This is a genomic window from Nonomuraea sp. NPDC050540 (assembly GCF_044457485.1).
Lineage (GTDB): Bacteria > Actinomycetota > Actinomycetes > Streptosporangiales > Streptosporangiaceae > Nonomuraea.
The window spans coordinates 279959-297896 of sequence record NZ_JBITHA010000013.1; the positions used below are offsets into that span (position 1 = coordinate 279959).

12 protein-coding genes are annotated in these 17938 nt (G+C 70.7%); 8 read left to right on the forward strand and 4 right to left on the reverse strand.

What is annotated here, in order from left to right; all coding sequences use genetic code 11:
• The first annotated feature begins 49 nt into the window (after positions 1-49).
• Both ACIBI5_RS37030 and ACIBI5_RS37035 read left to right on the forward strand, forming a co-directional pair.
• Positions 50-847 carry a MerR family transcriptional regulator gene (locus ACIBI5_RS37030; RefSeq protein ID WP_397253689.1) on the forward strand — a complete coding sequence of 266 codons (798 nt, stop codon included), beginning with the start codon at positions 50-52 and terminating at the stop codon, positions 845-847.
• A gap of 21 nt (positions 848-868) precedes the next feature.
• Positions 869-3958, forward strand: coding sequence for an AfsR/SARP family transcriptional regulator (locus ACIBI5_RS37035; RefSeq protein WP_397253691.1), 3090 nt, complete (start codon positions 869-871; stop codon positions 3956-3958).
• On the opposite strand, the gene ACIBI5_RS37040 is transcribed toward ACIBI5_RS37035, so the two are convergent.
• Genes ACIBI5_RS37040 through ACIBI5_RS37055 form a run of 4 tightly spaced genes read right to left on the reverse strand, consistent with a single transcriptional unit; the run spans position 3931 to position 7644 of the window.
• Positions 3931-5427, reverse strand: a complete 1497-nt coding sequence (locus tag ACIBI5_RS37040) for a CocE/NonD family hydrolase (RefSeq protein ID WP_397253747.1) — start codon at positions 5425-5427, stop codon at positions 3931-3933. The two genes, ACIBI5_RS37035 and ACIBI5_RS37040, sit on opposite strands and share 28 nt — an antisense overlap.
• Positions 5428-5464: 37 nt before the next feature.
• Entirely contained in the window at positions 5465-6217 is a 753-nt protein-coding gene (locus ACIBI5_RS37045; protein ID WP_397253693.1) for an ABC transporter permease, read from the reverse strand.
• Positions 6214-7113, reverse strand: coding sequence for an ATP-binding cassette domain-containing protein (locus ACIBI5_RS37050; protein ID WP_397253695.1), 900 nt, complete (start codon positions 7111-7113; stop codon positions 6214-6216). The genes ACIBI5_RS37045 and ACIBI5_RS37050 overlap by 4 nt, the downstream gene beginning before the upstream one ends.
• Positions 7114-7164: 51 nt before the next feature.
• Positions 7165-7644 (reverse strand): Lrp/AsnC family transcriptional regulator, encoded by a 480-nt coding sequence (locus ACIBI5_RS37055; protein WP_397253697.1) that lies wholly within the window; start codon positions 7642-7644, stop codon positions 7165-7167.
• Between the two features lie 93 nt (positions 7645-7737).
• Here ACIBI5_RS37055 and ACIBI5_RS37060 point away from each other — a divergent pair, with 93 nt between their 5' ends.
• From ACIBI5_RS37060 to ACIBI5_RS37085, 6 genes are all read left to right on the forward strand, one after another.
• Positions 7738-8412: a nitroreductase family protein gene (locus ACIBI5_RS37060; RefSeq protein WP_397253699.1), complete on the forward strand. Its 675-nt coding sequence runs from the start codon at positions 7738-7740 to the stop codon at positions 8410-8412.
• A 92-nt stretch (positions 8413-8504) separates the two neighbouring features.
• Positions 8505-10322 (forward strand): M14 family zinc carboxypeptidase, encoded by a 1818-nt coding sequence (locus ACIBI5_RS37065; protein WP_397253701.1) that lies wholly within the window; start codon positions 8505-8507, stop codon positions 10320-10322.
• 360 nt (positions 10323-10682) lie between these two features.
• On the forward strand, positions 10683-12944 hold the full coding sequence (locus ACIBI5_RS37070) for a glycosyl hydrolase family 18 protein (protein WP_397253703.1): 2262 nt from the start codon (positions 10683-10685) through the stop codon (positions 12942-12944).
• Between the two features lie 85 nt (positions 12945-13029).
• Positions 13030-14691, forward strand: a complete 1662-nt coding sequence (locus ACIBI5_RS37075) for a glycosyl hydrolase family 18 protein (protein ID WP_397253705.1) — start codon at positions 13030-13032, stop codon at positions 14689-14691.
• Positions 14688-16097, forward strand: a complete 1410-nt coding sequence (locus tag ACIBI5_RS37080) for a carbohydrate-binding protein (RefSeq protein WP_397253707.1) — start codon at positions 14688-14690, stop codon at positions 16095-16097. Before ACIBI5_RS37075 ends, ACIBI5_RS37080 begins: the two co-directional genes overlap by 4 nt.
• A gap of 3 nt (positions 16098-16100) precedes the next feature.
• Complete coding sequence (locus tag ACIBI5_RS37085) at positions 16101-17921, forward strand: chitinase (RefSeq protein WP_397253709.1); 1821 nt, start codon at positions 16101-16103, stop codon at positions 17919-17921.
• Positions 17922-17938: the final 17 nt, after the last annotated feature.

Sequence of the window (17938 nt, forward strand, 5' to 3'; positions counted from 1 at the left end):
GGACCAACGATTGGAACCTCCCCCAGGGGCAGGTCCCACACTGGTTCCCATGATGAACATCGGGGAATTCGCCGAGCTGACCGGTCTGAGCCTGAAGGCCCTGCGCCTGTACGACGAGCAGGGCCTTCTGCCGCCCGTCTCGGTGGACCCGTGGTCGCGGCACCGCCGCTACAGCGCCGCGCAGTTCGAGCACGCGCTCAGGCTCAAGGCCGCCCGCGCCGCCGGCCTGCCCCTCGCCGAGGCGCCCAAGCTGCTCCAGGACGCCGAGGCCGCGACGGCCACGCTGGCCGAGCACCGCGCCAGGCTGGCCGCCGACCGCGAGCGCCAGGACGCCGCCCTCGACGCCCTGGAACGCCTGCTCGCCGACCCTGTCCGCTGGCAGACAGAGGTACGGCGGGCCGAAGCCCAGCCCTGGGCCGGCGTCGTCCTGCCCCCGGACATCGGCAGCGACGAGGAGGCCAACGAGCTGTTCGCCGGGTTGTGGCGGCGCCTGGACGCGGAGGGCAACCGCCCGACCGGCGCGTTCTGGACCACGATCAGGACCGCCCCCGGCAGCGAGACCGAGATCCAGATGCTGTGCTGCTGGCCGGTCGCCGCCCTGCCGCCGGAGTCCTGGACCGACGTCGAGCGCGGCACGATCGAGACGGGACAGGAGATGGTGGTGCGCTGGCGCTGGGACCAGGACGTGCCCATGGTGGAGGGCGCCACCCACCCGGCTGTGCTCGCGCTGCTGGCCGCGGCGCAGGAGAGCGGCGCCGAGGTGTCGCTCGCCCAGGTGCGCCAGATCGGCCTGCTGGAGGAGGGGCAGCCGGTGGGCATGGAGGTGGCCGTGCACCTGAAGTCGTGAGCACCCGGCAGGATGGAGTGCGTGCGCATATCCATCCTCGGCCCGCTGGAGGTCACGAACGACGGCGTCCCCGTGGCCGTGGGCGGCGCCCGGGTCCGCGCGCTGCTGGCGATGCTCGCGCTGGAGGCGGGGCAGGTCGTCGGCGCCGAGCGCCTGATCGACGCGCTGTGGCCGGAGGAGCCGCCGGCCAACGCCGCCAACGCCCTGCAGACCCTGGTCAAGCGCCTGCGCGCCGCGTTGCGCCCGTACCTGACGGTGGACGGCCGCGCGGGCGGCTACGTCCTGCCGATCCCACGCGAGCGCGTGGACGCCCACGCCTTCACCCGGACCGTCCGCAAGGAGGCTCGCGAGGCCGCCCTGGAGGCGGCGCTGGCCCTGTGGCGGGGTCCCGCGCTGGCCGATCTGCTGGTGGTGCCGCACCTGGCCAACGTCGCGGCGGGACTGCAGGAGGAGCGCCTGCTCGCTCTGGAGGCCCATGCCCACGCCGTGCTGGCACGGGAGCCCGGCTCGGGTGAGGTCGCCGCCCTGGCCGCCGGGCTGGGCGAGGAACTGGCCGCGCAGCCGCACCGCGAACGCCTGGCCGGACTCGCCATGCGCGCCCTGGCCGCCGCCGGCCGCCAGGCCGCCGCGCTCGCGCTGTTCGAGCGGGTCAGGGGCGCCCTGGCCACCGATCTGGGCGTGGATCCCGGCCCCGACCTGCGCGCCGCCCATCTCGCCGTGCTCAAGGGCGAGGTTCCGGCCCGGCGTCCCGAGCCGCGCGCGGCCAAGGGGAACGTACGCGCCCCGCTCACCGGCTTCGTGGGCAGGGCCGACGAACTGGCCCAGCTCGTGAGCCTGCTCGGGCAGGCGAGGCTCGCGACGATCGTCGGGCCGGGCGGTGCGGGCAAGACCCGCCTGGCCACCGAGGCCGCCCTGCGCGAGGCCGACGCCTGGATGGTCGAGCTGGCCCCGGTCGCCGACCCGGCCGACGTCCCTGGCGCGCTGTCGGGCGCGCTCGGGCTGCGCGACGACCTCAACCAGCCGGGCGAGGACCCGGTGACCCGCGTGGCCGAGCGGCTCGGGCGCGAGCGGGCGCTGATCGTGCTCGACAACTGCGAGCACGTGATCGAGGCCGCCGCCGTCGTGGCCGAGCGGCTGCTGGCCCTGTGCCCCGGCCTGCGGGTGCTGGCCACCAGCAGGGAACCGCTGAACGTCGCGGGCGAGCGGCTGGTGCCCATTCCGCCGCTGGAACTGCCGCCCGAGGGCGTGGACGCCGGGCGGGCCGCCGCCTACCCGGCGGTGCGGCTGCTGCTGGACCGGGCGGTCGCGGCGCGGCCGTCGTTCCGGCTGGACGAGGACAACGTCGGTGACGTCGCCGCCATCTGCCGCCGCCTCGACGGCATGCCGCTGGCCATCGAACTGGCCGCCGCCCGGCTGCGCACGATGACCGCGCGGCAGCTGGCCGAGCGCATCGGCGACCGGTTCCGGCTGCTGACCGGCGGGAGCCGTACCGCGTTGCCCCGGCAGCAGACGCTCAGGGCGGTCGTCGAGTGGAGCTGGGACCTGCTCACCGCCGGCGAGCGGGCGCTGCTGCGGCGGATGGGGGTGTTCGCGGGCAGCGCGGCGCTGGAGTCGGTGGAGGTGGTGTGCGGCGGCGACCCGGACGTTCTGGGCGCGCTGGCCGACAAGTCGCTGGTGCAGGCGGGCGACGACGGGCGCTACCGGATGCTGGAGACGATCCGCGCCTACGCGCTGGAGCGGCTGGCCGAGGCGGGGGAGAGCGGGGAGTTCAGGAGGCGGCTGGCAGTCCACCTGCGGGAGGTGGCCGAGACGGCGGTGCCGTACCTGCGGACGGATCAGCAGATCGAGTGGATCGAGCGGCTGGCGGCCGAGCGCGACAACTGCGCGGCGGCGCTGCGCTGGGCGCTGGACGAGCGCGAGGTCGAGACGGCGCTGCGGCTGTGCGGCGCGCTGAACTGGTACTGGTGGATGTGCGGCTACCGGCAGGAGTCCGCGCAGTGGGCCGAGCAGGCGCTCGCGCTGACGGGCGGGGAGCCGCCGCCGGGGCTGGCTGAGGCCTACGCGGCGTGCAGCTTCGCGGTCGGGGTGACGATGTTCGGCCGGATCGTGGTGGACCGGCCGCGGCTGAACCAGCTCTCGGCCGAGATGGACGCGCTGATCGCGCGGGCCGAGACCGAGGGCCCCGTTCATCCGATGCTGCGGATCGGCAAGGCCGTCATGGCGATGATCGCCGGGCGCGACGACCACGCCTACGGACTGCTGCTCTCCTACGCCGAGGACGAGGACCTGTGGCTGGCCAGCTCGGCGCTCATGCTCAGGGGCCCGCACGCGACCGAGGAGGCGCTGGAACGGGCGGTGGCCGGGTTCAGGAAGATCGGCGACCGGTGGGGGCTGAGCGAGGCGCTGCTGCAGCTGGCCGCCCTGCGCGCCGGAGAGGGACGGCCGGTGACCGACCTCTACACCGAGGTGACCTCGCTGACCAGCGCGTGGATCAGCGCCAACGAGTCGGTCTCGACGCTGACCAGGATGGCGGTGCTGCGGGCGCAGGGCGGCGACCTCGACGGCGCGGCGGCCGACCTGGCCAAGGCCAGGCTGGGCGTCACCGACGAGATCAACCCGGACGTGCTCGTGCAGCTCAGGCTGGGCGAGGGGATGATCGGCTACCAGCGCGGCGAGTACGGCCCGGCGCTGACCGCGCTGTCGGCCGCCGTGGACATGCTGGCGGACGCCGCGCCGATCCCGCAGCTCGTCGCCACGGTACGCACCCGCTACGGCAGAGCCCTGGTGGCCTCCGGCGACCTGACCGGCGGACTCGCCCAGCACCGGGAGGCCCTGGAGGCCATGCGGGGCACGCCCCTGGACTCGCCGCCCGACCTGCCGGTGCTGGCGACCGTCTTCGGCGGCTTCGCGCTGGCGGCGCTGGCCGGCGGCGACGTGGAGAACGCGGTCCTGCTGTTCGGCGCCGGCCGTGCCGACGTCGCGGCCGATTCCGACGCCGGGATGGCGACGGCGCGGGCCGCGCTGGGCGACGACCGTTTCGCGGAGTTGCACGCCCGTGGCGCGGCCCTGGCCCAGGACGAGCTCTACGACCTGATCGGCAGCATCACGTAGGACGGCGAGTGGATCGTGGTCAGCCCCTTGTCCGGGTTCCTGGCATATTTCGGGAAATTGGAGCCGGCCACGTCCACCCGGATCCGATGCCCCGCCCGGAACACCGTGGAGATCCACCCCAGGTCCACCACGACCTCGCCGCCCACCGCCCGGGTGACCGCGTCGGTGAGCAGTTCGGCCCGCCCGTCCGGATACACGTCGACCAGCTTGCCGGTGACGTCCGCCGTCGGCGCGGTCGTGGACAGGCACACCACCAGCTCGGCCCGCCCCGTCACCTCCACGTCGCCTGCCAGCGGCGCGCTCGCGAAGCGCAGCACGTCCGTCCGCCCGTCCAGCGGACGCTGGTCCAGCGGCCCGAACCCGGTGAAGTCCATGACCGCCCCGCCCAGGGTCGGCACCGGGTCGCCCGGGTCGGCCGCGAACTCCCACGTTCCGTGCGAGGGCGTCGTGGACAGCGCTCCGCCCTGCCCCAGGTGGTACGGCACCCGCCGCGCCGCCACCGGCCACCGCTCGGAGCCGCGCCACTCGTCGGCCCCCATGACGAAGTACCGCACCGCCGGCCCCTCCAGCGGCGAGCCCCGCAGCCAGTGGTCGAACCACGCCAGATGCAGCCCCGTCCAGTCGATCGCCTCCTGGGAGGCGGAGGGCCCGTAGTCGCGCCCGAAGATCTCCCGCCCGTGCGAGATGTGCGTCCACGGCCCCACGACCAGCCGCGAACTCCCGCCGAGCCGCTGGAAGTGGCGGACGGAGGCGTCGCGGAAGAAGTCGTGCCACCCGGTGCTCACCAGGGCGGGCACCTCGATCGCCGTGTAGTCGAACGTGCCGCCCCGCCACACCGCCGCGCCGGGGTCCGGGTGCTCCATCCAGGCGGCGTAGCTCGGCACCAGGTCGTTGATGAGCGGCTGGTCCGACAGCGGCAGCCGCCCGGCCAGCTCCCGTATCCGCTGCGGGAACCGGTCGGGGAAGCCCAGCCCGGCCAGGTACTCCGCCTCTGCGACAGGCTCTGCCGTACCGGATCGGATGCGGCGGCGCAGCTCGTCGAGTCCGAACGTCAGGGCGCAGACGGTGAGGATCTTGCCGATTGTCACCACCTCGCCCTCGTACACGATGTCGCGGTAGGAGCCGGGGGTGAGGCTGGGCGCGATCGCGCGCAGGCCCTCCGGTCGCTCCTGCGCGGCCAGCAGCTGGGTGAGGCCGAGGTAGGAGTCGCCGAACATGCCGACATTTCCGTCGGACCAGGGCTGGGTCGCCGCCCAGTGCACCGCGTCGTGGCCGTCCTCGGCTTCGCCGGTGAAGACCCGGAACTCGCCCTCCGACTCGCCGGTGCCGCGCACGTCCTGCACGGCTACCGCGTACCCGGCCGCGACCAGGCGTTCCACGTCCAGGTGGAGGCCGGGGCCGGGGACCGTGTCGCGGCCGTAGGGGGTGCGGACCAGCAGGACGGGGTGGCGGGCGCCGGTGGGCGGCAGCCGTACGTGGTGGCGAGTTCGACGCCGTCGCGGGTTCTCATCGGACTCTCCTGTTGTAGGCGCGCAGCGCGAGCGGCACGAAGACGGTGAGCAGGGCGGCGGTCCAGCCGAGCGTGATCCAGACGTCGGCGGCGTTCAGCCCGCCGACCATGAAGCCGCGCAGGGACGCGGCCAGGTGCGAGACCGGGTTCACCGCCATCCAGGTGGTCAGCCAGCCCGGCAGGTCCGTGGCGGGGATGAAGGCACTGCTGCCGAAGGTGAGCGGCAGCAGCACGGCCGTGGCGACGCCCTGCATCGCGGTGACCGACTTGGCGATCACGCCGATCCAGGCCGAGGCCCAGCTCAGCGCCATCGTGAACAGCAGCGCCAGGCCCAGCCCCGCCAGCGCCTCCGGCGGCGAGGTGGTGACGCGGAAGCCGACGACATAACCGACCAGCACCGACATCGCCAGCGTGACCGTCATCGTGCACAGGTCGGCGAGAATGCGCCCGGCCAGCGGCGCCATCCGGGCGATCGGCATCGTCCTGAACCGGTCGAAGACGCCGTTGCCGATGTCGGTGGCCAGGTTCATGCCGGTGCCGATCGTGGCCATCAGCGCCACCTGCACCAGCACGCCGGGCAACATGTACTGCACCGCCTGGCCCCGGTCGCCGCCCGCCGCGCCGCCGAACAGGTAGACGAAGATGACGATCATGAAGACCGGCTGGATGAGCATGGCCAGCAGCTGGCCTGGACTGTTCTTCAACGGCACCAGGCTGCGCCAGGTCAGGGTGAGGCTCTGCGAGATCATGCGCGTGCTCCGGTGAGGGTGAGGAAGACGTCGTCGAGCGAGGGCAGCCGCAGCGCGTGCTCGGCCAGCACGATCCCGGCCTCGTCCAGCTTCCTGAGTACGGCCGGCGCCATGGCCAGGTCGTGGATCGGGATGCTCAGCTCGCCGGAGCCGAGGATCGCCATGGCCTTCTCCTCGTCCTCTGCCCGCAGCGGCCTGATGTCCAGGCGGTGCCCGCCGGCCATGGCCTTGAGCTGGTCGGGCGTGCCGCCGGCGGCCACCCGGCCCGAGTCGATCAGCAGGATGTCGTCGGCCAGCTGGTCGGCCTCCTCCAGATACTGCGTGGTCAGGAGCACGGTCACCTCCCCTGCGACCAGTTCCCTGACCACCTCCCACAGCTCACCGCGCGCATGCGGGTCTAGCCCGGTCGTCGGCTCGTCGAGGAACAGCACACTCGGCCGGCTGACGAGGCTGACGGCCAGGTCGAGGCGGCGGCGCATGCCGCCGGAGTACCCGGACGCGGCCCGCCCGCCGGCTTCGGTCAGCCCGAACCGCTCCAGCAGCTCCGCCGCCCGCGCCCTGGCCGTGGAGCGGCTCATGCCGAGCAGGCGGCCCATCATCATGAGGTTCTGCGCGCCGGTGAGCTTCTCGTCCACCGAGGCGTACTGGCCGGTCAGGCCGATCAGCTTGCGTACCTCGGCGGGGCGCCGCGCCACGTCGTGCCCGTGAACGCGGGCCCGCCCCCCGTCGGGGCGTTGCAACGTGGCCAGGATGCGCACCGCCGTCGTTTTTCCCGCGCCGTTCGGGCCGAGCACGGCCAGTACCGTTCCGGCCCGCGCGCCGAGATCGACCCCGTCCAGGGCCGCCTTGTCGCCGTACCTCTTGACCAGCCCTTCGGCTTCGATCGCGTAGTCCATGCCCCGAGGTTCGCGGTCGGGGCTGGCGACGGGCTGGCAGGCGCCTGGCGGCTAGCTGGCAGCCCGTGCGGCCAGGGGGAGGACGCGGTGTGGTACGACGGTGGACAGCGTGATGACCGTGGTGCTGCGCCGTACGCCGTCGATGGTCAGCATGTGGTCGATGATCTCCTGGATGTGCTCGTGGTCGCGGCCGGCGATGCGGCACCACACGTCGCCGGGGCCGGTCACGATGTGGGCCTCGATCAGCTCGGGGATGGCCGCCAGCGTTCGGGAGATGTGCTCGCGGGAGGCCTGCTGCACCTCCAGCGTGGTGAACGCCTGCACGGGGTAGCCCAGCGCGGCGGGGGAGAGGCCGGGGCCGAAGTCGGTGATCACGCCGTCGGCGGCCATACGGTCCAGGCGGGCCTGGACGGTGCCGCGGGCCACGCCCAGCAGCCGGGCGAACTCCAGCAGTCCGCTGCGGGGATGCTCGGCGACCAGCCGGAGGATCCGGAGGTCGAGCGCGTCCAGCCCGGCGCGCTTGGCTGCCATTTTGTCTCCTGATACTCGGCTTCAGCTGTCAGATCGTCAGGATAGCGGGCAGCCGGTTGTCATATCCGGCATGTATCCGCAGACTGCGTCCTCATGGAGCACAAGTTCCCGTTCCGTCCTTACACGCCGGAGCGGTACGAGCCGGACGAGATGCTCGCCCGCGGCCGCGAGTTCTACGACTTCCTCGACCGGCGCCGCAGCGTCCGCTTCTTCAGCGACGAGCCGGTCCCGCTTCGCTGCGTCGAACTGGCGGTGCTGGCGGCCAACACCGCGCCTTCCGGCGCCCACCAGCAGCCGTGGAAGTTCGTCGTGGTCGGCGATCAGGAGACCAAGCGCCGCATCAGGGACGCCGCCGAGGTCGAGGAGCGGCAGAACTACGAGGGCGGCCGGCTGCCCGCCGAGTGGCGCGAGGCGCTGGCCCCGCTGGAGACCACCTCCGACAAGCGCTACCTGGAGGTCGCGCCGTGGCTGGTGGTCTGCTTCGCCGAGAAGTACGGCCTGCGTCCCGGCGGCGGCAAGACCAAGCACTACTACGTCAACGAGAGCGTCGGCATCGCCTGCGGCCTGTTCATCGCCGCGTTGCACGCGATGGGCCTGTCCACGCTCACCCACACGCCCAACCCGATGGCCTTCCTCACCGAGATCTGCGAGCGCCCCGCCAACGAGCGCCCCTACATCCTGTTCCCCGTGGGTTACGCCGCCGCCGGCGCCGAGGTACCGGACCTAACCAGGAAGCCACTAGAGCAAGCCATGGTGCACTACCGCTGAATTGGGCCTTCTCCGGCTGAGCGGAAGTCTTCACTCTCGGTGCAGGCGCGCGTCAACACACCCCCCTAATCGCGTGCCTGAGGAGGAACGAGGTGAGACGCCGATTAACGATCCTGCTTGCCGTCCTCGGCCTGTTCTGCCTGACCGGCATCACCGAGGTGGGCGCGGGTGCCGAACCGCCCGCGAACAAGCAGTATCGGGTTCAGGGCCCGGCCGACGCGCGCCAGCGCAGCGCGGTCTCGGGCACCGGCGCGGCCATCGAGGAGGTGGCGGCTGACTCGGTCCTGGTCACCGCGACGTCCGCCGAGGTCGCGGCGATCAAGAAGCTCGGCTACCGGGTCACGGAGGTGCCACGCCCGTTATCCCCGTCCGGCGTGGCGGCGTTTGACTTCCCGCCGTCGGACTCGGGCTACCACAACTACGCGGAGATGAACGCCAACATCAACGCGCTCGTCGCCGCCAAACCGGGCATCGCCAGCAAGTTCGTCTACGGCACGTCGTACCAGGGCAGACAGCTCGTCGGCGTGAAGATCAGCGACAACGTCGGCACCGACGAGAACGAGACCGAGGTGCTGTTCACCGCGCACCAGCACGCGCGCGAGCACCTCACGGTCGAGATGGCGCTGTACCTCATGCACCTGCTGGCCGACAACTACGGCACCGACGCGCGCATCACCAACCTGGTGAACACCCGCGAGATCTGGATTCTGCCGGACCTCAACCCGGACGGCGGCGAGTACGACATCGCGACGGGCAGCTACCGCTCCTGGCGCAAGAACCGCCAGCCGAACTCCGGCTCGACGGCGGTCGGCACCGACATGAACCGCAACTGGAACTACAACTGGGGCTGCTGCGGCGGCTCCTCCGGCTCGACCTCCAGCGAGACCTACCGGGGCACGGCCCCCGAGTCGGCGGTCGAGGTGAAGGCGGTGGCCGACTGGGTGCGCACCCGGGTGGTCGGCGGCAAGCAGCAGATCAGGTCGCACATCGACTGGCACACCTACAGCGAGCTGATCCTGTGGCCCTACGGCTACACCTTCAACGACACGGCGCCGGGACTGACCCAGGACGACCGTGACGCCCACGCGACGCTCGGCCAGAACATGGCCTCCACCAACAACTACACGCCGGAGCAGGCCAGCGACCTGTACATCACCGACGGGACCATCGACGACTGGATGTGGGGCGTCTACAAGATCTTCAGCTTCACGTTCGAGATGTACCCGCGCACCGCGAGTCCCGGCTTCTACCCGCCGGACGAGCAGATCGTGCCCCAGACCACGCGCAACCGCGAGGCGGTCCTGCGCTTCCTGGAGTACTCCGACTGCGTGTACCGCATCATCGGCAAGGAGGCCCAGTACTGCGGTACCACGCCGGGCACCACCGTCTGGTCCGACGACTTCGAGACCGACAAGGGCTGGACCGCGGTCCCGGGCAGCGCCACGACGGGCCTGTGGGAGCGCGGTGACCCCGAGGCCACCACCTCCAGCGGCGCCAAGCAGCTCGGCACGACGGTCAGCGGCGCCAACGACCTGGTGACCGGCCGCCTGGCCGGGGCCGCGGCCGGCGACCACGACATCGACGGCGGGCTGACCTCGATCCAGTCGCCGCAGATCACGCTGCCGGCCACGGGGACGCTGTCCCTCTCGCTGTCGTGGTACCTGGCCCACGGCTCCAACGCCTCCAACGCGGACTACTTCCGCGTGAAGGTCGTCGGCAACACCACCTCCCAGGTGTTCGAGCAGCTCGGCGCGGCCAGCAACCGCAACGGCTCGTGGGGCGTGGCCAACGCCAACCTGACCCCGTTCGCGGGCCAGACCGTCCGCATCCTCATCGAGGCCGCCGACGCCTCGACCGCCTCCCTCGTGGAGGCCGGCGTCGACGACGTCAAGATCACGCAGCAGCCGTAGTCCCCTCCCGACGGCGCGCCCCCACCCGCGTGTGGGGGCGCGCTCTTCTCTCTGGGCCGGGCCGTCTTGCGGGTACGGCGAAGCCGCCGTTACGGTGCGCTTTTAACCCGTGGCGCGGAGTTGGTGACCAGCTGCGGCGATTGAAGATGGAATTAGGTCTTGTAAGGCATGGGTGTCAAGCCTACGATCGCCATAACTCTTAGGAAACTTTCCTAAGAGAAGATCTGAACCGAGGCCATCATGGCGCGCCCCCCACCCCCCACAGCCTGCCACGATCACCATCCGTTGCCGCCCGTACCACCTGCCTGACCCCTCACAGGGCAGAACACCCCCCACAGTTCTCCCGCCAAGGGAGCGATCATGCGGCGTACCCTTCCCTTACTTTCCCTGACCGCGCTGGCAAGTCTGCTGTTAGCCCTCCTCGTTCCAGGGCCCGCTCAGGCCGCCTCGGCCACCGCGGCGTTCACGAAGACCTCCGACTGGGGCAGCGGCTTCGAAGGCCGCTACACCGTCACCAACGGCACCACGAGCACGATCAGCGGCTGGAAGGTCGAGTTCGACCTGCCCGCCGGCATCACGGTCGGCTCGTTCTGGGATGCCACCCTGGCACGCAGCGGGCAGCACTTCACCTTCAGCAACGTCGGATGGAACGGCACCCTCGCCCCGGGCGCCGCCGTCACCTTCGGCTTCCTCGGCAATCCGGGCGGCGCGCAGGCCGTACCGCAGAACTGCAAGCTCAACGGCAACCCGTGTGACGGCGTGCCCACCGACACGGTCAAGCCGAGCGTGCCGGGCGACCTGCGTTCGACCGCGCGCGCCGACACCACGATCGACCTGGCCTGGAACGCCTCGACGGACAACTCGGGGACGATCAGGGAGTACCGGGTCTACGAGGGCGCCGCGGTCGTCAAGACCGCCACCGGGACGAGCACGCAGCTCACCGGCCTGTCACCCGGCTCCACGCACACCTACACGGTCAGCGCGGTGGACCCGTCGAACAACGAGTCGGACAAGAGCGCCCCCGTCACGGTCTCGACCACCGGCACGCCGGACACGGTCAAGCCGAGCGTGCCCGCCGGCCTGCGCTCGCCCAGCCAGACGAGCACCACGATCAGCCTGGCCTGGAACGCCTCGGCGGACAACTCGGGGACGATCAAGGAGTACCGCGTCTACCAGGGCGCCACCCTGAAGACCACCTCCACGACGACGAGCGCCACGGTCAGCGGCCTGCCGCCCGACACGAACCAGACGTTCACCGTCAGCGCCGTCGACCCGTCGGGCAACGAGTCCGACAAGAGCGCCCCGTTCACCGCGAAGACCCAGCCGGAGACCCCGGGCGGCAGCTACAACAAGGTCGCCTACTTCGTGCAGTGGGGCATCTACGGCCGCGCGTACACGATGAAGAGCCTCGACGCGCAGGCCGCCAAGCTCACCCACATCAACTACGCCTTCTCCAACGTTCACCCGACGCAGCACACCTGCATGAACGGCGTCGACCGGGCCACCACCCCCAACCCGCAGGACCCCAACCAGGGCGACGGCGCGGGCGACGCGTGGGCCGACTACGTCAAGGGCTTCGGCGCGGGCGAGTCGGTGGACGGCGTGGGCGACACCTGGGACCAGAAGCTGGCCGGCAGCTACAACCAGCTCAAGAAGCTCAAGGCCAAACACCCCCACCTCAAGTCGCTGATCTCGCTCGGCGGGTGGACCTACTCCAAGTACTTCTCCGACGCCGCCTCGACCGACGCCAAGCGCAAGGCGTTCGTGAAGTCCTGCATCGACATGTACATCAAGGGCGACCTGCCCGTTTACCAGGGCCGCGGTGGCCCCGGCGTGGCGGCGGGCGTCTTCGACGGCATCGACGTCGACTGGGAGTGGCCGGGCGCCCCCGGCCACGCGGGCAACCACGTCAGCCCGAACGACAAGAACAACCTGACGCTCCTGCTGCAGGAGTTCCGTACCCAGCTCGACGCGCTGACGGTCACCACCGGCAAGCGCTACCTCCTGACCGCCTTCACCCCCGCCGACCCGGTCAAGATCGACGCCGGATGGGACCTGTCGAGGATCTTCCAGTACCTGGACTTCGCCAACGTCCAGGGCTACGACTTCCACGGCGCGGGCAGCGACAACTCCTGGGAGCCCAACCGCACGGGTCACCAGGGCAACCTCCACCTCGACACCGACTCGCCGTACAACCCGGACTTCAGCGTCGACAAGGCCATCCAGAAGTACCTGGACGCGGGTGTGAACCCGCGCAAGCTGACCTTCGGCCTGGCCTACTACGGCCGCGGCTGGCAGCAGGTGGCCGACGGCGGCAAGTTCGGCGAATGGCAGTCGGCCAACGGCGCCGCGCCCGGCGACTTCCCCGAGGAGGCGGGCACGCGCGGCTACAAGAACATCGCCTCACGGGTGCCCGGCTGCACGGTCAGGCACGACGAACAATCGATCGCCTCCTACTGTCACACCGGCCCCGGTGGTCAGTGGTGGACGTTCGACGATCCCTGGTCCATAGGCAAGAAGACCGAGTACATCAAGGCCAAGAACCTGCTGGGCGCGATGGTCTGGGAGATGTCGGGCGACGACGGATCCCTCACCACGGCCCTGAACAACGGCCTGCGCTGAACACACCCCCCACCCCACGGGCCCGTACGGCTCGCGCCCTCGCCCCCCAGGGGCGCGGGCCGTACGACTCGAAACCGGAGAATTCATGAAATATCGCGCCTTACTCGTCCTGGTCGTCGGATTGATCTTCGGCCTGGTCGGGCCACCCGCCCAAGCCGTCGCCTACCCCCAGTGGCAGGCTTGGACCTCCTATCCCACCGGCACCCGCGTCACTTACAACTCGGCCGACTTCGAGTCCCGCCAGTCGCACACCTCCCAGCCCGGCTGGGAGCCGCCCAACGTCCCCGCCCTCTGGAAGAGCGTCCAGGGCGACCCGCAGCCGACCGTCCCCGGTCAGCCGGGTGCGGCGTCGGTGACGGCGACGAACAGTTCGCTGGCCCTGTCGTGGGGTGCGTCCAGTGGGACGGTCACGGGTTATCGCGTCTATGAGGGTGCGACGTTGAGGTCGACGGTGACCGGTACGAGTGCCACGATTTCGGGTTTGGGTACGTGTGAGTCGCACACGTACACGATCAAGGCCTACAACAGTGTGGGTGAGTCGGCCGGGCGCGACGCCTCGGGCACGACCACCGGGTGTGTGGGCATTCCCGGTCAGCCGGGTGCGGCGTCGGTGACGGCGACGAACAGTTCGCTGGCCCTGTCGTGGGGTGCGTCCAGTGGGACGGTCACGGGTTATCGCGTCTATGAGGGTGCGACGTTGAGGTCGACGGTGACCGGTACGAGTGCCACGATTTCGGGTTTGGGTACGTGTGAGTCGCACACGTACACGATCAAGGCCTACAACAGCGTGGGTGAGTCGGCCGGGCGCGACGCCTCCGGCACCACCACCGGCTGCACCGGCGGCGGCCCGCTGCCCAAGCACTTCCTCACCGGCTACTGGCACAACTTCGTCAACCCGGCCACCGAGCTGCGGCTGTCGGCGGTGCCCAACGAGTACGACCTCGTCGCGATCGCCTTCGCCGAGGCCACCAGCACCCCCGGCCAGGTGACCTTCAACCTCGACCCGGGCCTCGCCAGCGCGCTCGGCGGCTACACCGACGCCCAGTTCCGCGCCGACGTGCAGGCCCTGCACCAGCGCGGCAAGAAGATCATCCTGAGCGTCGGCGGCGAGCTGGGACGCGTCCAGGTGGCCAGCTCCACCGCCGCGACCCAGTTCGCCAACAGCGTCTGGGGCATCATGCAGAGCTACGGCTTCGACGGCGTCGACATCGACCTGGAGAACGGGCTCAACGCCACCTACATGGGCCAGGCACTCAGGGAACTGCGCGCCAAGGCCGGCTCGAACCTCATCATCACGATGGCCCCGCAGACCATCGACATGCAGTCGACCGGGATGGAGTACTTCAAGCTCGCCCTGAACATCAAGGACATCCTCACGGTCGTCCACATGCAGTACTACAACTCCGGCAGCATGCTCGGCTGCGACCAGGCCCAGGCCTACTCGCAGGGGACGGTCAACTTCATGACCGCGCTGGCCTGCATCCAGCTCCAGAACGGCCTGCGCGCCGACCAGGTCGCCCTCGGCCTGCCGGCCGGGCCGGGCGCCGCGGGCGGCGGAGTCGTCAACCCGAGCCTGGTCAACCAGGCACTCGACTGCCTGTCCAAGCGCACCAACTGCGGCAGCTTCGTGCCCCCGCAGGCGTGGCCGGACATCAGGGGCGCCATGACCTGGTCCATCAACTGGGACGCCAGCCACAACTGGAACTTCTCCAAGACCGTCAAGCCGCACCTTCAGGGAATGCCATGAGACGCCTACTCGTCGCGCTGATATCCGCCGCCGCCCTGCTGTTAGGGGGCCTGGCCGCGGCGACGACCGCGACCGCCGGCTCCGTCCGCACGATCGCGTTCTTCGCCGAATGGGCGCCCTACACCCCGTACGCCGTGGGCGCCGTCGTCACCTACCAGGGCACCTCCTACACCGCCATCCAGGGCCACACCTCGCTGCCGGGATGGGAACCGCCGCGCGTGCCGGCGCTGTGGAAGGCCGGCGGCAGCACCCCGCAGCCGGGCGTGCCCGGCCAGCCCGGCACCATCAGCACCACGGTCACCAACAACTCCATCTCGCTCAGCTGGGGCGCCTCCTCCGGGACGGTCACCGGCTACCGCGTCTACGAGGGCTCGACCCTGAAGACGACGGTCACCGGCACCAGCGCCACGATCTCCGGCCTGGGCACGTGCGAGTCGCACAGCTACACGGTCAAGGCCTACAACAACGTGGGCGAGTCCACCGGCCGTGACGCCGCGGCCACCACCTCGGGCTGCACCAACCCCGACCCGCCGGGCAAGATGGCCGGCGCGCCGTACCTCTACATGGGGTGGGGCAACCCGCCCGCGCCCGCGACCGTCATGAGCGCGACCGGGGTGAAGTCCTTCACCATGGCCTTCATCCTGGCCAGCGGCGGCTGCAACCCGGCGTGGGACGGCAACCGGCCGCTGACCGGCGGCACCGACGCCCAGGCGATCTCGGCCATCAAGAACGCCGGCGGCAACGTGCAGATCTCCTTCGGCGGCTGGTCGGGCAACAAGCTCGGCCCCAACTGCTCCACGCCGCAGGCCTTCGCCGGCGCCGTCCAGCAGGTCATCAACGCCGTCGGGCCGGCCGTCGTGGACTTCGACATCGAGAACACCGACGAGTTCGAGAACTACACGGTGCAGGACCGCATCCTCAACGCCCTCAAGATCGTCAAGCAGAACAACCCGAGCGTGAAGATCGTCGTGACCTTCGGCACCACCAGGACCGGCCCGAACTCCCACGGCGTCCGCCTGATCAACCAGGCCAAGGCGCTCAGCGTGCCGATCGACAACTTCACGATCATGCCGTTCGACTTCGGCGGCTCCAACATGTACCAGGACACCGTCAACGCCTCCGAAGGTCTGAAGACCGCGCTGAAGAACGCCTACGGCTACACCGACGCGCAGGCCTACGCCCGCATGGGCATCTCCGGCATGAACGGCCTGTCCGACCAGCAGGAGCTCACCTCGACCGCCATCTGGACGCAGATCCGCGACTGGGCCAAGTCCAAGGGCCTGACCAGGCTGGCGTACTGGGCGGTCAACCGCGACCGGCCGTGCCCGGGCGGCGGCGTGCGCTCCGACTGCAGCGGCATCGCCCAGGCCGACTGGGAGTTCACCCGCATCACCGCGGGGTTCTAGGCGATGAGTCTTCGTCATATCGCGGCGGCCGCCGTGCTGGCCCTCGGCCTCACGGCGGTCTCCGCCACGCCCGCTCTCGCCGCGAACATCCTGAGCAACCCGGGCTTCGAGAGCGACCTCGCGAACTGGACCTGCACCGCCTCGTCCGGAGCCCAGGCGGTCACCACCCCGGTCCACTCGGGGTCCAAGGCGCTGCAGGCCACCCCGGCCGGCAGCGACACCGGACGCTGCCAGCAGGTGATCAGCGTCAAGCCCTCGTCCTCCTACACCCTGTCCGCCTGGGTGCGCGGCGGCTACGTCTTCCTCGGCGCCCTTGGCACCGGCACCACCGACGTCAGCACCTGGACGTCATCGCCCTCGGCCTACCGCCAGCTGAGCACGACCTTCACCACCGGCGCGAGCACGACCAGCGTGACCGTCTACGTCAACAGCTGGTACGGCCAGGGCGCCTACCAGGCCGACGACGTGGTGCTCGACGGGCCGCCCGGCACCCCGCCGCCCGACGACACCACTCCGCCGACCGTCCCCGGCAACCTCGCCGTGGGCGGCGCCACCCCGAGTTCGCTGGCGGTGAGCTGGTCGGCCTCCACCGACAACTCCGGCACCATCGCCCGCTACGAGCTCTCCCGCGACGGCGCCGCCCCCACCTCCGTCACGGGCACCTCGACCACGGTGGGCGGCCTGACCGCGAAGACCACCTACCGCTTCAAGGTCCGCGCCTGCGACGGCTCGGGCAACTGCTCCGCCTACACCTCCGAGGTCCCCGGCACCACGACCGAGGGCGGCGGGCCCGGCGGCCAGCTGCCCAAGCGGGTCATGGTCGGCTACCTGCACGCCTCCTTCGCCAACGGCTCCGGCTACATCCGGATGGCCGACGTCCCGAACGAGTGGGACGTCATCAACCTCGCCTTCGGCGAGCCGACCTCGGTGACCTCGGGCGACATCCGCTTCCGGCTCTGCCCGGCGGCCGAGTGCCCGAACGTCGAGTCCGAGGCGGACTTCATCGCCGCCATCCGGGCCAAGCAGGCCGCGGGCAAGAAGGTCCTCATCTCCATCGGCGGCCAGAACGGCCAGGTCCAGCTCACCAGCGCGGGCGCACGTGACACGTTCGTCTCCTCGGTGAGCGCGATCATCGACCGTTACGGCCTGGACGGCCTCGACATCGACTTCGAAGGCCACTCCCTCTACCTCAACTCAGGCGACACCAATCTGAGCAACCCGACCACCCCGGTGATCGTCAACCTGATCTCCGCCCTCAGAACCCTCAAGGCGAAGTACGGCTCCCGCTTCGTGCTGACCATGGCGCCGGAGACCTTCTTCGTCCAGCTCGGCTACCAGTTCTACGGACCGGGCCCGAGCGGGTCCGCCGACCGGCGCGCCGCGTCCTACCTGCCGGTGATCCACGCGATGCGCGACGACCTGACGCTCCTGCACGTCCAGGACTACAACTCCGGGCCGATCATGGGTCTGGACAACCAGTACCACACGATGGGCACCCACGACTTCCACGTCGCGATGACCGACATGCTGCTCGCGGGCTTCCCGATCATGGGCAACACCGCCAACGTCTTCCCCGCGCTCCGCCAGGACCAGGTCGCCATCGGCCTGCCCGCGGCGCCGTGGGCGGGCAACGGCTTCACCACGGTGGCCGAGGTCCAGAAGGCCTTCGACTGCCTGGCCAAGGGCACGAACTGCGGGCCGTACCGGCCGCGTGGGGTCTATCCGAACCTGCGGGGGCTCATGACCTGGTCGATCAACTGGGACAAGTACAACTCCTTCGAATTCTCCCGCAGCCACCGGGCGTATCTCAACGCGCTCGGCTGAGACCCGGGAGGAGCGGG

Coding starts and splice junctions, on each gene's coding strand:
- ACIBI5_RS37030 (WP_397253689.1), top strand. CDS start 50: ATGATGAACATCGGGGAATTCGCCGAGCTGACCGGTCTGAGCCTGAAG.
- ACIBI5_RS37045 (WP_397253693.1), bottom strand. CDS start 6,217: ATGATCTCGCAGAGCCTCACCCTGACCTGGCGCAGCCTGGTGCCGTTG.
- ACIBI5_RS37050 (WP_397253695.1), bottom strand. CDS start 7,113: ATGGACTACGCGATCGAAGCCGAAGGGCTGGTCAAGAGGTACGGCGAC.
- ACIBI5_RS37055 (WP_397253697.1), bottom strand. CDS start 7,644: ATGGCAGCCAAGCGCGCCGGGCTGGACGCGCTCGACCTCCGGATCCTC.
- ACIBI5_RS37060 (WP_397253699.1), top strand. CDS start 7,738: ATGGAGCACAAGTTCCCGTTCCGTCCTTACACGCCGGAGCGGTACGAG.
- ACIBI5_RS37070 (WP_397253703.1), top strand. CDS start 10,683: ATGCGGCGTACCCTTCCCTTACTTTCCCTGACCGCGCTGGCAAGTCTG.
- ACIBI5_RS37075 (WP_397253705.1), top strand. CDS start 13,030: ATGAAATATCGCGCCTTACTCGTCCTGGTCGTCGGATTGATCTTCGGC.
- ACIBI5_RS37080 (WP_397253707.1), top strand. CDS start 14,688: ATGAGACGCCTACTCGTCGCGCTGATATCCGCCGCCGCCCTGCTGTTA.
- ACIBI5_RS37085 (WP_397253709.1), top strand. CDS start 16,101: ATGAGTCTTCGTCATATCGCGGCGGCCGCCGTGCTGGCCCTCGGCCTC.